General features: G+C 41.3%; 15 protein-coding genes and 3 pseudogenes. 13 read left to right on the top strand and 5 right to left on the bottom strand.

Translation table 11 applies throughout. From position 1 onward, the window contains the following. The first annotated feature begins 83 nt into the window (after positions 1-83). The 6 genes from rpsO (at position 84) to ACQY3F_RS04365 (ending at position 6,463) form a co-directional block, all read left to right on the top strand. Positions 84-353 (top strand): 30S ribosomal protein S15, encoded by a 270-nt coding sequence (gene rpsO, locus ACQY3F_RS04340; protein WP_428353758.1) that lies wholly within the window; start codon positions 84-86, stop codon positions 351-353. A gap of 107 nt (positions 354-460) precedes the next feature. Next, positions 461-2,545: a polyribonucleotide nucleotidyltransferase gene (pnp, locus tag ACQY3F_RS04345; protein ID WP_428357607.1), complete on the top strand. Its 2,085-nt coding sequence runs from the start codon at positions 461-463 to the stop codon at positions 2,543-2,545. Positions 2,546-2,695: 150 nt separating this feature from the next. Then, on the top strand, positions 2,696-3,292 hold the full coding sequence (locus ACQY3F_RS04350) for a Uma2 family endonuclease (protein WP_428353759.1): 597 nt from the start codon (positions 2,696-2,698) through the stop codon (positions 3,290-3,292). A 141-nt stretch (positions 3,293-3,433) separates the two neighbouring features. After that, a complete protein-coding gene (gene uvrC / locus ACQY3F_RS04355) occupies positions 3,434-5,284 on the top strand; it encodes an excinuclease ABC subunit UvrC (protein ID WP_428353760.1) in 1,851 nt (616 codons plus the stop codon). Then, positions 5,277-5,834 (top strand): CDP-diacylglycerol--glycerol-3-phosphate 3-phosphatidyltransferase, encoded by a 558-nt coding sequence (gene pgsA, locus ACQY3F_RS04360; protein ID WP_428353761.1) that lies wholly within the window; start codon positions 5,277-5,279, stop codon positions 5,832-5,834. The genes uvrC and pgsA overlap by 8 nt, the downstream gene beginning before the upstream one ends. Before the next feature lie 35 nt (positions 5,835-5,869). Continuing rightward, on the top strand, positions 5,870-6,463 hold the full coding sequence (locus tag ACQY3F_RS04365) for a TetR/AcrR family transcriptional regulator (RefSeq protein WP_428353762.1): 594 nt from the start codon (positions 5,870-5,872) through the stop codon (positions 6,461-6,463). A gap of 255 nt (positions 6,464-6,718) precedes the next feature. Here ACQY3F_RS04365 and ACQY3F_RS04370 read toward each other — a convergent pair whose 3' ends face one another. The 4 genes from ACQY3F_RS04370 to mobB all read right to left on the bottom strand — a co-directional run bounded on the left by ACQY3F_RS04370 (position 6,719) and on the right by mobB (position 9,241). After that, positions 6,719-6,865, bottom strand: coding sequence for a nucleotidyltransferase family protein (locus ACQY3F_RS04370; protein ID WP_428357608.1), 147 nt, complete (start codon positions 6,863-6,865; stop codon positions 6,719-6,721). 143 nt (positions 6,866-7,008) lie between these two features. Next, a complete protein-coding gene (locus tag ACQY3F_RS04375; RefSeq protein WP_428353763.1) occupies positions 7,009-7,470 on the bottom strand; it encodes a peroxiredoxin in 462 nt (153 codons plus the stop codon). Between the two features lie 17 nt (positions 7,471-7,487). After that, positions 7,488-8,720 (bottom strand): molybdopterin molybdotransferase MoeA, encoded by a 1,233-nt coding sequence (gene moeA / locus ACQY3F_RS04380; protein WP_428353764.1) that lies wholly within the window; start codon positions 8,718-8,720, stop codon positions 7,488-7,490. After that, on the bottom strand, positions 8,717-9,241 hold the full coding sequence (gene mobB / locus ACQY3F_RS04385) for a molybdopterin-guanine dinucleotide biosynthesis protein B (protein WP_428353765.1): 525 nt from the start codon (positions 9,239-9,241) through the stop codon (positions 8,717-8,719). Before mobB ends, moeA begins: the two co-directional genes overlap by 4 nt. A gap of 104 nt (positions 9,242-9,345) precedes the next feature. Between mobB and ACQY3F_RS04390 the strand changes: the two genes are divergently transcribed. The 4 genes from ACQY3F_RS04390 (at position 9,346) to ACQY3F_RS04405 (ending at position 11,528) form a co-directional block, all read left to right on the top strand. Next, positions 9,346-10,116, top strand: coding sequence for a TatD family hydrolase (locus tag ACQY3F_RS04390; RefSeq protein WP_428353766.1), 771 nt, complete (start codon positions 9,346-9,348; stop codon positions 10,114-10,116). Between the two features lie 202 nt (positions 10,117-10,318). Continuing rightward, entirely contained in the window at positions 10,319-10,585 is a 267-nt protein-coding gene (locus ACQY3F_RS04395) for a CopG family ribbon-helix-helix protein (protein WP_428353767.1), read from the top strand. Next, positions 10,582-10,869, top strand: a complete 288-nt coding sequence (locus ACQY3F_RS04400) for a type II toxin-antitoxin system RelE/ParE family toxin (protein ID WP_428353768.1) — start codon at positions 10,582-10,584, stop codon at positions 10,867-10,869. The genes ACQY3F_RS04395 and ACQY3F_RS04400 overlap by 4 nt, the downstream gene beginning before the upstream one ends. A 107-nt stretch (positions 10,870-10,976) precedes the next feature. Continuing rightward, a complete protein-coding gene (locus ACQY3F_RS04405; RefSeq protein ID WP_428353769.1) occupies positions 10,977-11,528 on the top strand; it encodes an REP-associated tyrosine transposase in 552 nt (183 codons plus the stop codon). Positions 11,529-11,906: 378 nt separating this feature from the next. On the opposite strand, the pseudogene ACQY3F_RS04410 reads toward ACQY3F_RS04405, so the two are convergent. Then, positions 11,907-12,698 (bottom strand): annotated as a pseudogene (locus ACQY3F_RS04410) (IS1380 family transposase); the annotation flags it as partial. Between the two features lie 127 nt (positions 12,699-12,825). Here ACQY3F_RS04410 and ACQY3F_RS04415 point away from each other — a divergent pair. The 3 genes and pseudogenes from ACQY3F_RS04415 (at position 12,826) to ACQY3F_RS04425 (ending at position 15,150) form a co-directional block, all read left to right on the top strand. After that, positions 12,826-13,733, top strand: a pseudogene (locus ACQY3F_RS04415) (tyrosine-type recombinase/integrase). Next, positions 13,730-14,512: pseudogene (locus ACQY3F_RS04420) on the top strand (IS91 family transposase); the annotation flags it as partial. The pseudogenes ACQY3F_RS04415 and ACQY3F_RS04420, both read left to right, overlap by 4 nt. Positions 14,513-14,685: 173 nt before the next feature. Beyond that, the gene (locus ACQY3F_RS04425) at positions 14,686-15,150 is read left to right on the top strand and encodes a hypothetical protein (RefSeq protein WP_428353305.1); all 465 of its coding nucleotides are present in this window, start codon (positions 14,686-14,688) and stop codon (positions 15,148-15,150) included. Positions 15,151-15,168 lie beyond the last annotated feature (18 nt).

Consider the following 15,168-nt stretch of genomic DNA (forward strand, 5'->3'; position numbering starts at 1 on the left):
TTTTTTTCGTGTTTCTACACCCTATCGTGGAAACATATAACCCGAGCAATAGCTCGAATTACACTATAATCATAGGGATTAAAATGCCATTTACAGCAGAACAAAAAAAAGCAGTTGTTGAAGAATATCGCTTAACTGATACTGATACCGGTTCATCTGAAGTACAAGTTGCTTTATTAACCGCTCATATTAATCATTTATCGCCTCATTTTGCGGAACATAAAAAAGATAACCACTCGCGTCGCGGACTACTAAGAATGGTCAACCAACGCCGTAAGTTGTTGGATTATCTGAAAAGAAAAGATGGCGAGCGTTATAAGTCATTAATTGCACGACTAGGCTTACGTAAGTAAAGCCAGAATAAGAGAAGCGGTACACTGTACCGCTTTTTTATTGCCTGGAGCCTGGGTTACGCGCTACAAATCCAAATTTATATTACCAAGGAATAACAATAGTGAATCTGAATCCTATCAGAAAAGAATTTCAATTCGGCGAACAACTTGTCAGTATTGAAACAGGTGAAATTGCACGCCAGACTAGCGGCGCAGTTATGATTGATGTCGAAGGTACATCATTACTCGTTTCAGTAGTTGGTAAAAAAGAAGCGAATGGTGGCGATTTTTTCCCGCTAACCGTGAATTATCAAGAGAAAGCTTATGCAGCTGGAAAAATTCCCGGTGGATTTTTTAAGCGTGAGGGGCGTCCTTCTGAAACGGAAACGTTAACCTGTCGTCTTATTGATAGACCCATTCGTCCTTTATTTCCGAATGGCTATACCAACGAAGTCCAGATTATTATCACTGTTGTTTCTTTAAACCCTGATGTGGATCCTGAAATTCCTGCATTATTAGGAGCATCAGCAGCCTTAGCTGTATCAGGATTACCTTTTAATGGTCCTATTGGTGCTGCTCGTGTGGGCTATATAGATGGCGAATACGTCTTAAACCCAAGTAAAGAATCTTTAGTTGATTCATTACTTGATTTAGTTGTCGCTGGAACTGAACACGCGGTATTAATGGTGGAGTCTGAAGCAGATAATTTATCTGAAGAAGTGATGCTAGGTTCTGTGTTGTTCGGCCATGAGCAAATGCAAGTTGCGATTAGTGCAATTAATGAATTTGCTGCTGAAGTCGATGCTGCGCCTTATGAATGGGTTGCTCCTGTTGCCGATACTGAATTAGAAGCACTTGTTACTACACAAGTAGAGGCTTCAATTGCAGCGGCTTATCAAATTGCTGAAAAACTTGTTCGTCAGGATACCTTAAGTGATATCAGAGCGGCAGTTGTGGATCAATTAACGGCAGACGAGCAATACCAAGAAGCGGCCATTCGTGACATTATTGAAGAAATCGAAAAAAGAGTCGTTCGTACGGCTATTTTAAGAGATAAAAAACGTATTGATGGTCGTGAGCTAGATGTTGTTAGACCCATTGCAGTACGCACAGGTGTATTGCCGCGTGCTCACGGTTCTGCGCTATTTACACGTGGAGAAACACAAGCACTCGTAGCTGCTACACTAGGAACTGAACGTGATGCACAGATTATTGATGCACTCGCTGGGGAATATAAAGAACCCTTTATGCTGCATTATAATTTTCCTCCGTACAGTGTGGGTGAAACCGGTTTTGTTGGCTCGCCTAAACGTCGTGAGATTGGTCATGGCCGCTTGGCAAAACGTGGTGTTCTTGCCGTTATGCCAGATATGACTGAATTTCCGTATACCATTCGTGTGGTTTCTGAAATTACCGAATCAAACGGTTCAAGTTCTATGGCTTCTGTGTGTGGAACCAGCTTAGCGCTAATGGATGCTGGAGTGCCTCTTAAAGCACCCGTTGCAGGTATTGCGATGGGCTTGATTAAAGAAGGCGACGCTTTTGCTGTTCTGTCTGATATTGTTGGCGATGAAGATCACTTAGGTGATATGGATTTCAAAGTAGCGGGTTCTGAGCAAGGAATTACTGCTTTACAAATGGATATCAAAATTGATGGTATCACTGCTGAAATCATGAGCGCAGCTTTGGCTCAGGCAAAAGTCGGGCGTTTGCATATATTAGGTGAAATGAATAAGGTATTGTCAACCACTCGTGAAGAGATGTCTGATTATGCACCAAGAATTATTACCTTTAAAATTGATCCTAGCAAAATTCGCGAAGTAATTGGTAAAGGTGGTGCTACTATTCGTGGTATTACTGAGCAAACTGGCGCGAATATTGATTTAACCGATGATGGTACCATTAACGTATCTTCAGTCGATAAAGCGGCAGGTGAAGCAGCCAAGAAAATCATTGAAGAAATTACTGCAGAAGTTGAAGTAGGTAAAATTTACGAAGGGAAAGTTGCTCGCTTAATGGATTTCGGTGCATTTGTAACGATTCTTCCGGGTAAAGATGGGCTGGTACATATTTCTCAAATCACTAATGAGCATGTAGATAAAGTCAGCGACAAACTGTCTGAAGGTGATATCGTTAAAGTCAAAGTATTAGAAATTGACCGTCAAGGCCGTGTAAGACTCAGCATGAAAGAAGTAGAGAAAGAAGAAAGCTAAGCACTTTTTTGTTTATCTATGCTAAAAAAGGGTCGCAAGACCCTTTTTTTATGGCTGTTTATTTTATAAGCGATTACAATTTGTTCTTATATCAATAATCTTAGAAATCGTGAGCAACTGATTTTTCTAGGATAATGTAAAGGAAAGCTCATGGGATTAGCACTTAAAGACACTGCGTATCATAACTATGCGGATTATTTACAATGGACAGATAATAATTATGAGCTAATTGAAGGTGACGCTTATTTTATGGCGCCAGCGCCAAATATAGAGCACCAGGAAGTTGCGGGTGAGATATATAGGCAAATAGCGAATACATTAGTAGGGAAAAAGTGCAGAGCTTTTATGGCTCCGCTCGATGTACGTTTACCCACTAAAAATGAAGCAGATGAACAAATAAACACAGTTGTACAACCCGATGTTTTAGTGGTTTGCGATGCTAATAAATTAGATCGCCGAGGCGTACGAGGTGCGCCAGACTGGATTTTAGAAGTATTATCCCCGGCAACAGCCAGTCATGATCAAATAAAGAAACGCGATCTTTATGAGCGCCATGGTGTACGTGAATATTGGCTGGTTCACCCTACCGATCGCGTACTAACCATTTACTTATTGCAAGGGAAGCAATTTGCTAAACCTGAAATAGTTGAACTAACCGGGCAGACAGCTATTACTGTGCTGGAAGATGTGGTTATCGAATGGGATGATTTAATAACACGTTTACCGCTGGTGGAAGATCTTTACTAAGACTGCTCACTAGTTAATATCAAGTATATATGGTTTTTTCTACCATGAAGGGCATGAAGATAATGAAGTATAGACTGCGTGACCCTTCAAGTCCTTCATGCTCTTCATGGTAAAATATGGCATTATTAATGAGTTATATTAATGGCAATAGTTGAAAAATCTGAAACTGATCAACAGACATTTGATATAGATGACTTCCTAAAAAACCTAACCCGTTTGCCTGGCATTTATAAAATGCTCAATGATAAAGACACCATTGTTTATATAGGCAAAGCAAAAAATTTAAAAAACAGAGTTTCCAGCTATTTTAGAAAAGGCGCTGCCTCACCAAAGCAACAGGTGATGGTTGCCAAAATAAAACGTATAGAGGTTACTGTAACGCATACAGAAGGCGAAGCCTTATTACTTGAAAGCCAGCTGATTAAGCGGCACAAGCCGCGCTTTAATATCTGTTTACGCGACGATAAATCCTACCCCTTTATTTATCTCTCTACAGAACAACAGTTCCCACAAATTAGTTTACACCGCGGAGCCAAAAAGAAAAAAGGCCAATATTACGGCCCTTATCCTAGTGCGGGTGCCGTCAGGGAAACCCTAAAACAATTACAAAAAATATTCCCTATTCGTCAATGTGATGATTCCTACTATAAAAACCGTTCCAGACCCTGTTTGCAACATCAGATTGAGCGCTGCACTGCTCCGTGTGTAGGCTTAATTAGCCAGGAAGAATATGCGCAAGATGTTAACAATACCCAACTATTCTTAACCGGCAAGGGAAGTCTATTGATTGATAAGCTGGTGCATAATATGGATAAGCTGGCGATTGATCTAGAGTTTGAACAAGCCGCACAGGTCAGGGATAGGATCAGTCAATTACGTACCATTTTAGAAAAGAACTATGTGCATGGCGAACGTGGAGATGTCGACATAGTCGCCTGTGCCACTCGGGCAGGTATAGCCTGCGTGCAAATCTTCTTTATTCGCAATGGACAAAACCTGGGCAACAAAACATTTTTCCCTAAAATCAGCGATGACTACACCCCGGAAAATATCTTACAAGCATTTATTGCACAATATTACCTGGATAAAAATGTTCCCTATGAACTGATTGTCAGTCATAAACCCGAAGAAGTGAGCTTATTAGTCGAAGTATTGAGTGATCATGCCGGGCATAGCGTCATCATCTCGCCAAATGTACGCAGTGATCGCTCCAAGTGGCTGCAGATGGCCAGTGCTAATGCTGAAAATGCATTACAGACCAAGTTATCCGATAAACAGGGTGTTTATGCCCGGTTTTTAAGTTTACAAGAAGAACTCGGTTGTCAGGAAGTGCCGAAACGTCTGGAATGTTTTGATATCAGTCATACTCAGGGGGACTTTACCGTTGCATCCTGTGTCGTATTTGATCGTGAAGGTCCGGTTAAATCGGCTTATCGGCGTTTTAATATCGAAGGAATTACCCCGGGTGATGATTATGCTGCTATTTATCAAGCGGTATCTAGACGCTTTAAACGCCTGGTTAAGGGTGAACATGAAGCACCCGATATATTATTTATTGATGGTGGTAAAGGTCAGGTCAATGAAGCTGAAAAGGCATTAGCGGAATTACAGGTAAATAGTGTTATGATAGTCGGTGTTTCAAAGGGTCCTGATCGAAAAGCGGGTATGGAAAAAATGATTTTACCCGGCCAGCAACAGCCGATTGATGTGACGCCTGGCGCTAGCGGTTTGTTGTTAATCCAGCATATCAGAGATGAAGCGCACAGATTTGCAATTACTGGGCATAGAGCGCGTAGAGGTAAAGCAAAAAAGCAATCAACTCTGGAAACCATAGCAGGGTTAGGCCCGAAAAGAAGACAAGTTTTATTAAAGCAGTTTGGCGGTATGCAGGGCATTTCCCGTGCGGGAGTTGATGCTCTTAGTGGTATAAATGGAATTAGCCGACAATTAGCACAACGAATATACGATACATTCCATCATCAAGATGATTAATTTAAATATACCGACTTTATTAACGCTATCACGTATTGCGTTAATTCCCATATTGGCTGTTTTTTTCTATATCCCCTGGGAATATTCAAATATTGCCACAACCGCCATTTTTATAATTGCAGGTATTACAGATTGGTTAGATGGTTATTTAGCAAGAAAGCTGCAGATAGAAACCCAGTTTGGTGCTTTTTTAGATCCTGTCGCAGACAAGATTATGGTTGCTTTTGTTTTAGTTTTATTAGTGCAGGTAGAGTCCAACATCTGGGTGACCATACCTGCAGCGATTATTATTGGTAGGGAAATTACAATTTCATCATTACGCGAGTGGATGGCACAAATTGGCCAGCACGCGACCGTCAAAGTTTCACAAATAGGAAAATGGAAAACTACAGCACAAATGATAGCCATAGGCTGCTTATTGTACAGTGAGGATTTTGTGGGCGTATCGATGCAATTATTCGGTTTGGGCATGTTGTATATTGCGGCAATTTTAACTCTGTGGTCAATGATGAGTTATTTAAAAGTCGCGTATAGCTCCATGACAGATTGATCAATAATAGACTGGAAGACATCTAAAAAAACAACATGGATCAGGAAATACAAAAAGATAAAGAACAACTGCGTAATGATATTTTAACTGCAGCTTTAAAATTATTTGCAGAAAAAGGTTATTTTAATACATCATTAACCGATATTGCTGAACTTTCCGGAGTTAAAACAAGCGCTGGAATTTATAAGCATTTCAAAAATAAACAGGAGATTGCCCAGGATTTGCACCACTGGATTATCGATCGCTTAAGTGTGTCGATTGATGATATACGCCGTCGCAACCGCAAGTCATCAGAGCAGCTTCGAGAAATCGTAGATTTATGGTTTCGTTTAACTGATGAAGCGCCTGAAGTCATGCAATTCCTATTAGTGCTAAATGTCAGTGAGTTTTTGCCCGATGAAAAACCCATTATGGCAACTCCCCCTTTTGTAAAAATCGTTAAAGTCTTACAAAATGGTATCAAAGAGGGTGAGATTAAAGCGATCGATGGTCAACGCGCTTATTGTCATTTTTTTGGAATTATTGAAAACACCTTAAAACAGGTGTTAACCGGTAACTTAAAAAAGAAAGCCGATTATTATGAAGGTGATGCGTGGTTATCCGCGTGGGGAACCATTGTTAAAAAATAGACTATAGATCAAGAAAGGTTTATTGTTACAGTACTAACACGGAAGCGAGGTCTTTAGCCTCGCCGGAATCCCGCGAGGCTAAAGACCTCGCTTCCTGGTCCAAGCCATTTCGTGCAGATACATTCACTTTAATTGCGTAACTTGACAATAAACTATAGTGCAAGTGCAAGTGCAAGTGCAAGTGCAAGTGCAAGTGCAAATTCAAATTAGACTTTCTTTGTATCAACCTTAGGTTGTAATAATAGACTTAATTATTCAAAGTCCTACTTGATCGAACAGGCTGGCATTAGGTAAGAATGAAACAAGAAAGTCGACATCACTGTTATCGGTATCTTTTCCGAGAGCACATGAACCAAATACACGGATATTTTCGGCATCGTAATACTGACTTAATTTGATTATATCGGCTTTTTTTCTCGAATATTTTGTAGTGTCATACTAAGGCATCTGGAAACACACATCAGCCAACTTTACTGGTCTTTTTGTCCATCATTAGCACTGTAGAAAAAGTTACGTAGTCAACTGTATAGCAGTTTGAAACTACCCTAGTCAATCTTTTGCAAAACCTGTAAATCTCTTAACAACTCCTGACTATGTAAACCGGGTGAAACGGTGCGATAAATTTTTGCAATTTTTCCTGCTGGATCAATAATAAAGCTATGTCGTTTACAGAATTTAATCGGTCCTAGTTTAAATAAAGCGCCATAGGCAGCACTGATCTTGCCTTCAGGGTCAGCAAGCAGGGTAAAAGGTATGGACTGCTTTTGACTGAAATTAAGATGACTTTTGCTGTTATCGGTACTGATACCGACAACTTTAGTCTTTATGTCAGCAAATGCTGCACTATCATCACGCAATGCACAGGCTTCTTTAGTACAGCCAGGGGTATTGTCTTTTGGGTAAAAATAAATAACCAGCCATTGATCCCGATAGTCCGATAATTGATGAAGGTTTTCCTGCGCATCATAAAGTACAAAGTTGGGTGCTGATTGCTGGATTTCTAACATGATTAGGTACTCATTGTTTATAAAAATAAATTGAAGGGCTCTACCAATACTTGTTCACCAGAGTCTACATTCGCCTGTTCGCGTGCCAGGATAATATAACAATTCGCGCGACTACTGGCACTTAATATATTAGAACCTTGTTTTCCAGCAGAGATGACTTGGTATTCTCCAGAGTCAGTCTGGTGTAAAATTCCGCGCTGGAACTCCTGCCTTCCCGGTGTTTTATATAAGGCGCTTTTACAAACAGCCTTAAAGCGAATAGCCTGACTCGATAAAGCGGTTAAATGGCGCAACGCCGGGGTAACGATCTGTTGGTAGGTGGCGATGACAGAGATAGGGTTACCAGGCAGGCCAAAGAAATAGCAATCTTGAATACGTCCAAAAGCGAGTGGCTTTCCGGGTTTAATGGCTAGTTTCCAGAAATCTACCTGACCGATTTCATCTAAAATTTCTTTAATATAATCGGCATCTCCCACAGATGCACCACCGCTAGTGATAATCACATCATGGCTCTGCGAGGCCTGTAATAAGCTCTGGCGTATCGCCGTTTTATCATCTGCAATCACACCTAGGTCATTGACTTCATGACAGGGGTTATTGAGTAAAGCCGCTAAGGAATAGCGGTTACTGTCATAAATCTGACCTGCTGATAATTTACTTCCTACAGGGCGTAATTCATCACCTGTGGAAAAAAATGCAATGCGTATTTTGCGTTTTACTTGAACTTCGTAAATTCCCGCTGCAGCGAGTAAGCCTAAATCAATCGCCGTTAACTGTTTGGGTGCGCTTAATAAGCACTCACCCTGCTTAACATCTTCAGCGATAGCGCGAACATTTTGCAGACCCTTAGTATCAGCAGGGAAATGTATAGTTGAGTCATGCGCTTCAACTAACTCCTGCATCATCACACTATCAGCACCGCTAGGCACAACCGCGCCGGTAAAAATGCGTACACATTGTCCGCGTTCTAGTTTAGCCTCATAAGGGCGGCCTGCCCAGGAAATACCAGCCAGTGTTAAGGAAAAACCAGCTTGCTGAATATCGGCACTATTAAAGGCATAGCCATCCATAGACGAATTTGGAAAAGCAGGCAGGTCAACAGGCGCTATACAGCGGGTACTCAAGACACGCCCCAGCGCTATGGGCAGTTTTGTCATTTCATCACCCCTTAGAGGTGATATTGCACTGGATATGTTTGCTAAAGCCTGGTCAAGGCTAATTAAGGCATCGGAATGACATAAATCCTTCATGATGTTTTTAACAAAGTATGTAAAATGAATTCAGCTATTTGCGTAATATTATTTAAGTCCAGAGAGGATATCTCTCTTTCCGGTTTTATTGTTTGATCAGAAGCAATGGCGATAATAGAGCTGTCATTTGGATAGAATAGAGGGTATTCAAGACTAGGACGATGTAATTCAATCTTAGGAAAGTGTTCTTTTTTAAAACCCTCAACCAGGATCAAATCCAGACTGGATTGATCAAAATATTTAAGCTGTTCATCTAAACTGGGTTCTTCTGGCGTGTCGAACTCGGTAATAATGGCACGTCTATGGCTAGAAACCAGCATCACAGGAGTGGCACCGGCTTCACGTAGGCGAAAACTATCTTTACCGGGTTTATCAATTTGAAAATTGTGGTGGCTATGTTTGACCAAACCAACACGTATCCCTTGTTTTTTTAACTGGGGAATCAGTTGAGTTAATAGCGTTGTTTTTCCCGTGCCACTGGGCGCAGCAAAGCCTAATATCGGGATGAGTGCATTTTTCATGATAACAAAATTTATATAAACATAGCGTTATTATACTTGGTGCTGGCGACACTGAGTGAAGTATAATTAAGTGTATTAATTAAACATTTTATGACTTAAAAAGCATGCTAATAGACTCTCACTGCCATCTCGACAAAATCGACTTAACACCCTACCAGGGTGACTTTTCTGGCTTTATGCAAGATGCCGAAAAAAATAACATAGAACATATGCTATGTATTAGCATCGATCTGGAAGCTTATCCAGCCATGTGTGAACTGGTTGAACCTTATCAGAATATTTCTTTATCAGTAGGTGTACATCCCAATGTCGACGTAGGTCAAGACCCCACGACAGAAGAGTTAATTGCACTGGCAGACAATCAGCGTGTCGTTGCAATTGGTGAAACGGGGCTGGATTATTTTCGTAGTGAAGGCGATTTAAGCTGGCAGCATGAGCGCTTTATAAACCATATAGCCGCGTCTAAAGCGACTAAAAAGCCATTGATTATCCATACCCGTGAAGCAGCGGCAGATACTTTACGCATCTTAAAAGAGCAGGGCGCGGATGAAGTGGGTGGGGTGATTCATTGCTTTACCGAAGATTGGGAATTTGCGCTGCAAGCAATGGATTTGAATTTTTATATTTCATTTTCCGGAATTGTCACTTTTAAAAATGCCAAAGCCATTCAGGAAGTAGCGAAAAAAGTACCTGCCGATCGGTATTTGATTGAAACCGATTCGCCGTACCTTGCACCTGTTCCTTTTCGGGGGAAGTCCAATTATCCCATCTATGTACAACATGTTGCGCAATATATTGCGGATTTACGTGAAACCAGCCTAGATGTCATTACTCAACAATCGAATGAAAATTTTAGACGTTTGTTTAGTGTTTAAGCCAATTTTCTGGTGCCCAGACTTCTAGCCTGCCCACCCTACGCGTTATAGCGTATTTTCAGGAGATTCGATTTTTGTTGTATTTCAAAAGTAACGCAGCGAGTGAGTTGAACATTATAAATTCAATTAACTCCATCCATATTGAAAAAATAGTATCATCGGCCTACAATGTAATACATAGTATTTAAAATAAGGTATTGTAATGGCTGTAACAAGTGTAAGGCTACAAACTGAAATTGAAAACCCCCTCGAAAACCTGTCTAAGAAGCTAGATAGGAGTAAGAACTATCTTATTAATCAAGCAATCAAAGAGTTTCTAGAACGTAGTGCAATTGATGAGCAGAGATGGGCGGAAACTATTGAAGCTATTGATTCTGTAAAATCTGGTAAATCTGTCGACGAACAATCTGTTAATAACTGGCTAGATAGTTGGGGTACTAAAAATGAGCTTGATCCCCCTAAAACATGAAGCTTTCATATTCTCCAGAATCAATCAATGACTTAATTCGCTTGAGAGAATTCATTGAAATGAAGAACCCTCAGGCAGCAAAGCGTATTGCTAAATCATTAAGGAAAGGCATTAATGAATTAAAGTCTTTTCCCTATATGGGTGTTAAAGTTGAAAAGGCACCAAAACCTGATTTGGTCCGAGATTTAATTATAGGCAGTTATACAGCACGCTACTTAATACGCTTAAAAGAAATTACTATCTTGCGACTATGGCATCACAAAGAAAAAGAGAATCGATTGTAACCAGGTAGGGTGGGCAGGTTTTTTTGCCCACCTTTTTTTATCGGCAAATGGTGGGCAAACGGTAAAGCTGTTTGCACACCCTACGTTGAATATGGGAGGGTATTGATATGTCGAATTATCGCCGTGCGGATACACCGGGGGCTTGTTATTTCTTCACTGTGGTGACATTTCGACAACGGAATATTTTAATCGATGATGATGCTCGCGTCTGGTTACGCAATGCGCTAAACAATACACGAAAACGCTATCCATTTACAATTAATGCCTGGGTATTGTTGCCTGATCATCTTCATTGTATCTGGACGTTGCCGGAAAATGATTACGATTTTTCGGTACGCTGGAATGGTATCAAAAGACGCTTTACAAAGTCTGCAAAGGATAGCTTACATAAACCGGAATGGGTTAATGCCTCGAAACAAAAACATCGGGAAGGAACCCTTTGGCAAAGGCGCTTTTGGGAGCATCAAATTCGTGATGATAATGATTACCAGCAACATGTGAATTATATTCATTACAATCCGGTTAAACACGGTCTGGTAAAAGCAGTGCGCGAATGGCCATATTCGACATTTCATCGCTATGTCAAACAGGGCAAATATCCGGCTAATTGGGGTGGCTACAATTTAATTCAAGACGAAGATATGGATTATGGTGAGTAGGGTGGGCAATCTTTTCTGCCCACTGTGGTGCTTGGTCCCCTTGATGGTGGGCAAAAAACTGCCCACTCTACATATTTTTGCATGAAGGGTGTATCACTGGATTCTAAGCTACAAGCCAAACTCAAACACCAGTTTAATTGATACCTAAATCCTGCAAGCCCATATTTTGACTCTCATTAACCTGTCTAGCTAAGTGGTTATTAGGTTTTTACTGCCGCTTTGCCAGCCCTCTTTGTCCAACCGATCAAAATATCCAGATTTAAATCATAAATAGAGGAAATTTTTTGTATCGTATGGATATCCCCCGAGCCCAAGGCAATAAACACCCTGCCAACGTGCCATGACCTTTTAATCAAAGTGACTTAACTTCGGTTAATGTTAAGCGAGTAACCCCACCTTAACCCAATCATCCCATTCCTGTGGATAGAGCGGACCTGCAGGTGTTCTGACTCTCAGCTGATTATTGCCTGTGAGTAATTTTCCAGCCACCCGAATCAGATAAGTACGAAGTGTATCCGGCTCCCATTGGCACAACGTTTTGTTGCCACTCAATTGAGCCATCCAGCGCACGGTATTGTAGGCAAGAACGGCGCAATGAAATAATGCGGCATTAGCCAGAAATTGATTCGTTCTGATTTTACCTAAACCCATTTGTGATTTTGCTTCTTCAATCCATGTTTCGCACGTCGCTCGTTCACCATACTTCTTATGTGTTTGCCAAGGCGATAGAGGTTCAGTTGTTACATAACAAAAATAGTCATATTCTGCCGTATCCCAAAGCTCGGACTGAGGTCCTGTCACTTGTTTAGGTTGCTTTATCCTGACCGCGACAAACTGACGAGAGCGAGACCAGCCACCACAACGATATTGAAACTCGCTCTGCTCCCAACCGGGTCGGCCTTGTATGGCTGTCCAGGCCTGTTTGGCCAGCAATGCGTTCAAATTCTTAAGTTTAACCTTTATTAGATACCCATGCCCTCTGGTATCGAGAAATTCAAGCAAATCACCGACAAAATAACCACTGTCACCGCGAAAAATAATGCGCATCCGATTGGGCAAGTGTGCAAGTAACTGTTTGGTAAATTCTACAACACCATTGCTTGTAAAGGCATTGCCTGTCCGGAACCAGGCTTGTAAAATTTCTTTTGTTTCCGCTAGAAAAGCGAGTTGGACGAAGCCGCTATCGCGGAGAAAAACAGCGCATCCCTTAAATTTAAAGTGTAACCTCATTGCCTGTTATATGCATAACAGGTAACTTGTAAGCTCATCCAACTAACAATAATGAGGTTACACTGTTATGACACCATCGATAGAGCTTAAATTCAACCATTATTATATCCAGCACTGTAAGCATTTAAAGCTTAAGGGACTGCAACCCAAAACCATTGACGCTTATTCACGCGCTATTCGCCGTATCGGGGAACACTTTCAGGGGCATCTGGATAACTTAACGCAAGATCAACTGGTGGATTATTTTCATGCTCTTTTAAGCCGCCTTTCCTGGAGTGCCGTGAAACTAGATCTCTATGGTCTCAAGTTTTTCTATACACATGTGCTACAAAAGCCGTGGGTTGATGTGCTAATGATTAAACCACCACGATGTACGCGTATACCCGATATTGTCACTGTGGTTGAAGCACAACAACTGTTTATGTCGACCCGTAATCTAAGCTATCGAGTTTTTTATTTTACGATTTACAGTCTAGGTTTACGTTTGGGCGAGGGCTTAAGCCTGAAAGTAGGTGATATTGATGCGACACGCATGCGGGTACATATTCGCAATGCCAAAGGCAATAAGGATCGGCTTGTGCCTTTGCCTGTGAATACCTTGAAGGTGTTGCGTAAGTTTTGGGCTGTGCATAAAAATCCAGTGCTGGTATTTCCCAACCGTGCCCGGGGTCTAAAAGGTGCACATCTTGCTGAATCCCCCCTTGATCGCGGTGGCATCCAGAAGACAATCCGTCTTGTGACGCAAGAAATGGGACTAAAAAAAAGATTTCCTGCCACTCGCTGCGCCACAGTTACGCCACTCACCTGTTAGAAGCCGGGGTTGATTTAGTTGAGTTGCAGAAGATTCTGGGCCATACCAGTTTAGTAACCACGGCTCGCTATACGCATTTGACCGATATTACCGATGAGAATGCAGAGCTGCACATTAATCAGTTAGTCAATGACTTTTCTATTCACTGGGGGCAGATTTCATGATAACCCTAGCTGCAGTGATTGATCAATTTCAGTCTGACTTTTTAAGCGAGTATCAATCTCGTTTACGCTCCAATCAGATCAGTGCATTACATGCCATGAAGAGCTGTCGGACACAGCTGAGTCCTGTGATGCAGGTTAACTGTGCAGACTGTGACTATCAAACCTTTGTGCCTCATTCCTGTGGCCAGCGTAACTGCCCGCATTGTCAACATCATGAGAGTCAACAATGGATTGAACGACAGGTACAAAAACAAGTCCCTGCTGATTATTTTATGAATACCTTTACCTTACCTGCGCAGTTAAGGTCGTTAGCCAGGCAGCATCCGCGGTTACTTTACAGTATGATGTTTGACTGTGCCTGGGCGACTTTACAGAGTTTTAGTAAAAATGATAAGCAGTTGCAAGGCGATGCCGGGGCGATTGCTGTCTTACATACACACTCACGCGAATTAAATTATCATCCGCATATTCATGTCATTATGCCTGCGGCAATCGTGGATAAAATCAAGAAGCTCTGGCGCACTAAGGAAGGCAAATACCTGTTTCATCATAAAGCACTAGCAAAAGTATTTCGTGCAAAGATGCTAGCGCGTATGAACGAAGAAAAGTTGCCATTTCCCACAGCTATTCCGGAAAAATGGGTGGTCGATTGTAAGTTTGTCGGTGCAGGCGATAAAGCATTGATATATCTGGGTCGATACCTGTATCGTGGTGTGATTCGTGAACAGGATATCTTATCCTGCCAAAATGGCAAAGTAACCTCAGAGCACCTGACCTCTATTTTTAGATAAATTGCCCTATTTAATAAATAAATATATTTAAAATCAATCAATAACAAACTTTTTGCTCTAAAAGACCAGATAATACTTTTCACATACATGAGATTTTGTAATGATACCCCTTTTACATTATCCTTGGACTACCGCTGTCCACATCTGCCGGGAAAAAACTCATGGTTCAGCGACAACTTCCTATGTTTCCAGAAGGTTCTACAGAAGTAACTCATGATTTGGCCGTTGAAAAGCGAGACGGCCGCGTGACCTATTTCTATGGTACTCTGCCCGTTTTTACTCACGATGCGAATGATGATGCTTCGTTCAAAATGATTACCGCACAATTCTATACCAACGGTTATGTCAAACAAATGGATATCGTTCGTGCTTTTGGTGTAACGCCCATTAGTGTTAAACGTGCCGTTAAGCTCTATCAAGAAAAGGGTGTGCAAGGCTTTTATGCTGAGAAAAAAACACGAGGAGCGGCTGTTTTGACTGATGATGTGTTGCTAAACGCCCAACAATTATTAAACGAAGGACAAGAACCTTGCGATGTGGCCGATCAATTAGGTATTAAGCGGGATACCTTCAATAAATCAATTCGTGCGGGTCGTTTGCACAAAATAAAAAAAAAGAAACATTAAGCACTAAGAGTGAGCGCA

This window comes from Methyloprofundus sp. (genome assembly GCF_965251085.1).
Lineage (GTDB): Bacteria > Pseudomonadota > Gammaproteobacteria > Methylococcales > Methylomonadaceae > Methyloprofundus.

Bases quoted from the DNA above. Each gene is read 5' to 3' on its own strand.
- ACQY3F_RS04425 (WP_428353305.1), top strand. From the start codon at position 14,686: ATGGTTCAGCGACAACTTCCTATGTTTCCAGAAGGTTCTACAGAAGTA.
- ACQY3F_RS04390 (WP_428353766.1), top strand. From the start codon at position 9,346: ATGCTAATAGACTCTCACTGCCATCTCGACAAAATCGACTTAACACCC.
- ACQY3F_RS04375 (WP_428353763.1), bottom strand. From the start codon at position 7,470: ATGTTAGAAATCCAGCAATCAGCACCCAACTTTGTACTTTATGATGCG.
- ACQY3F_RS04365 (WP_428353762.1), top strand. From the start codon at position 5,870: ATGGATCAGGAAATACAAAAAGATAAAGAACAACTGCGTAATGATATT.
- moeA (WP_428353764.1), bottom strand. From the start codon at position 8,720: ATGAAGGATTTATGTCATTCCGATGCCTTAATTAGCCTTGACCAGGCT.
- pgsA (WP_428353761.1), top strand. From the start codon at position 5,277: ATGATTAATTTAAATATACCGACTTTATTAACGCTATCACGTATTGCG.
- uvrC (WP_428353760.1), top strand. From the start codon at position 3,434: ATGGCAATAGTTGAAAAATCTGAAACTGATCAACAGACATTTGATATA.
- ACQY3F_RS04400 (WP_428353768.1), top strand. From the start codon at position 10,582: ATGAAGCTTTCATATTCTCCAGAATCAATCAATGACTTAATTCGCTTG.
- ACQY3F_RS04350 (WP_428353759.1), top strand. From the start codon at position 2,696: ATGGGATTAGCACTTAAAGACACTGCGTATCATAACTATGCGGATTAT.
- ACQY3F_RS04405 (WP_428353769.1), top strand. From the start codon at position 10,977: ATGTCGAATTATCGCCGTGCGGATACACCGGGGGCTTGTTATTTCTTC.
- mobB (WP_428353765.1), bottom strand. From the start codon at position 9,241: ATGAAAAATGCACTCATCCCGATATTAGGCTTTGCTGCGCCCAGTGGC.
- ACQY3F_RS04395 (WP_428353767.1), top strand. From the start codon at position 10,319: ATGGCTGTAACAAGTGTAAGGCTACAAACTGAAATTGAAAACCCCCTC.
- rpsO (WP_428353758.1), top strand. From the start codon at position 84: ATGCCATTTACAGCAGAACAAAAAAAAGCAGTTGTTGAAGAATATCGC.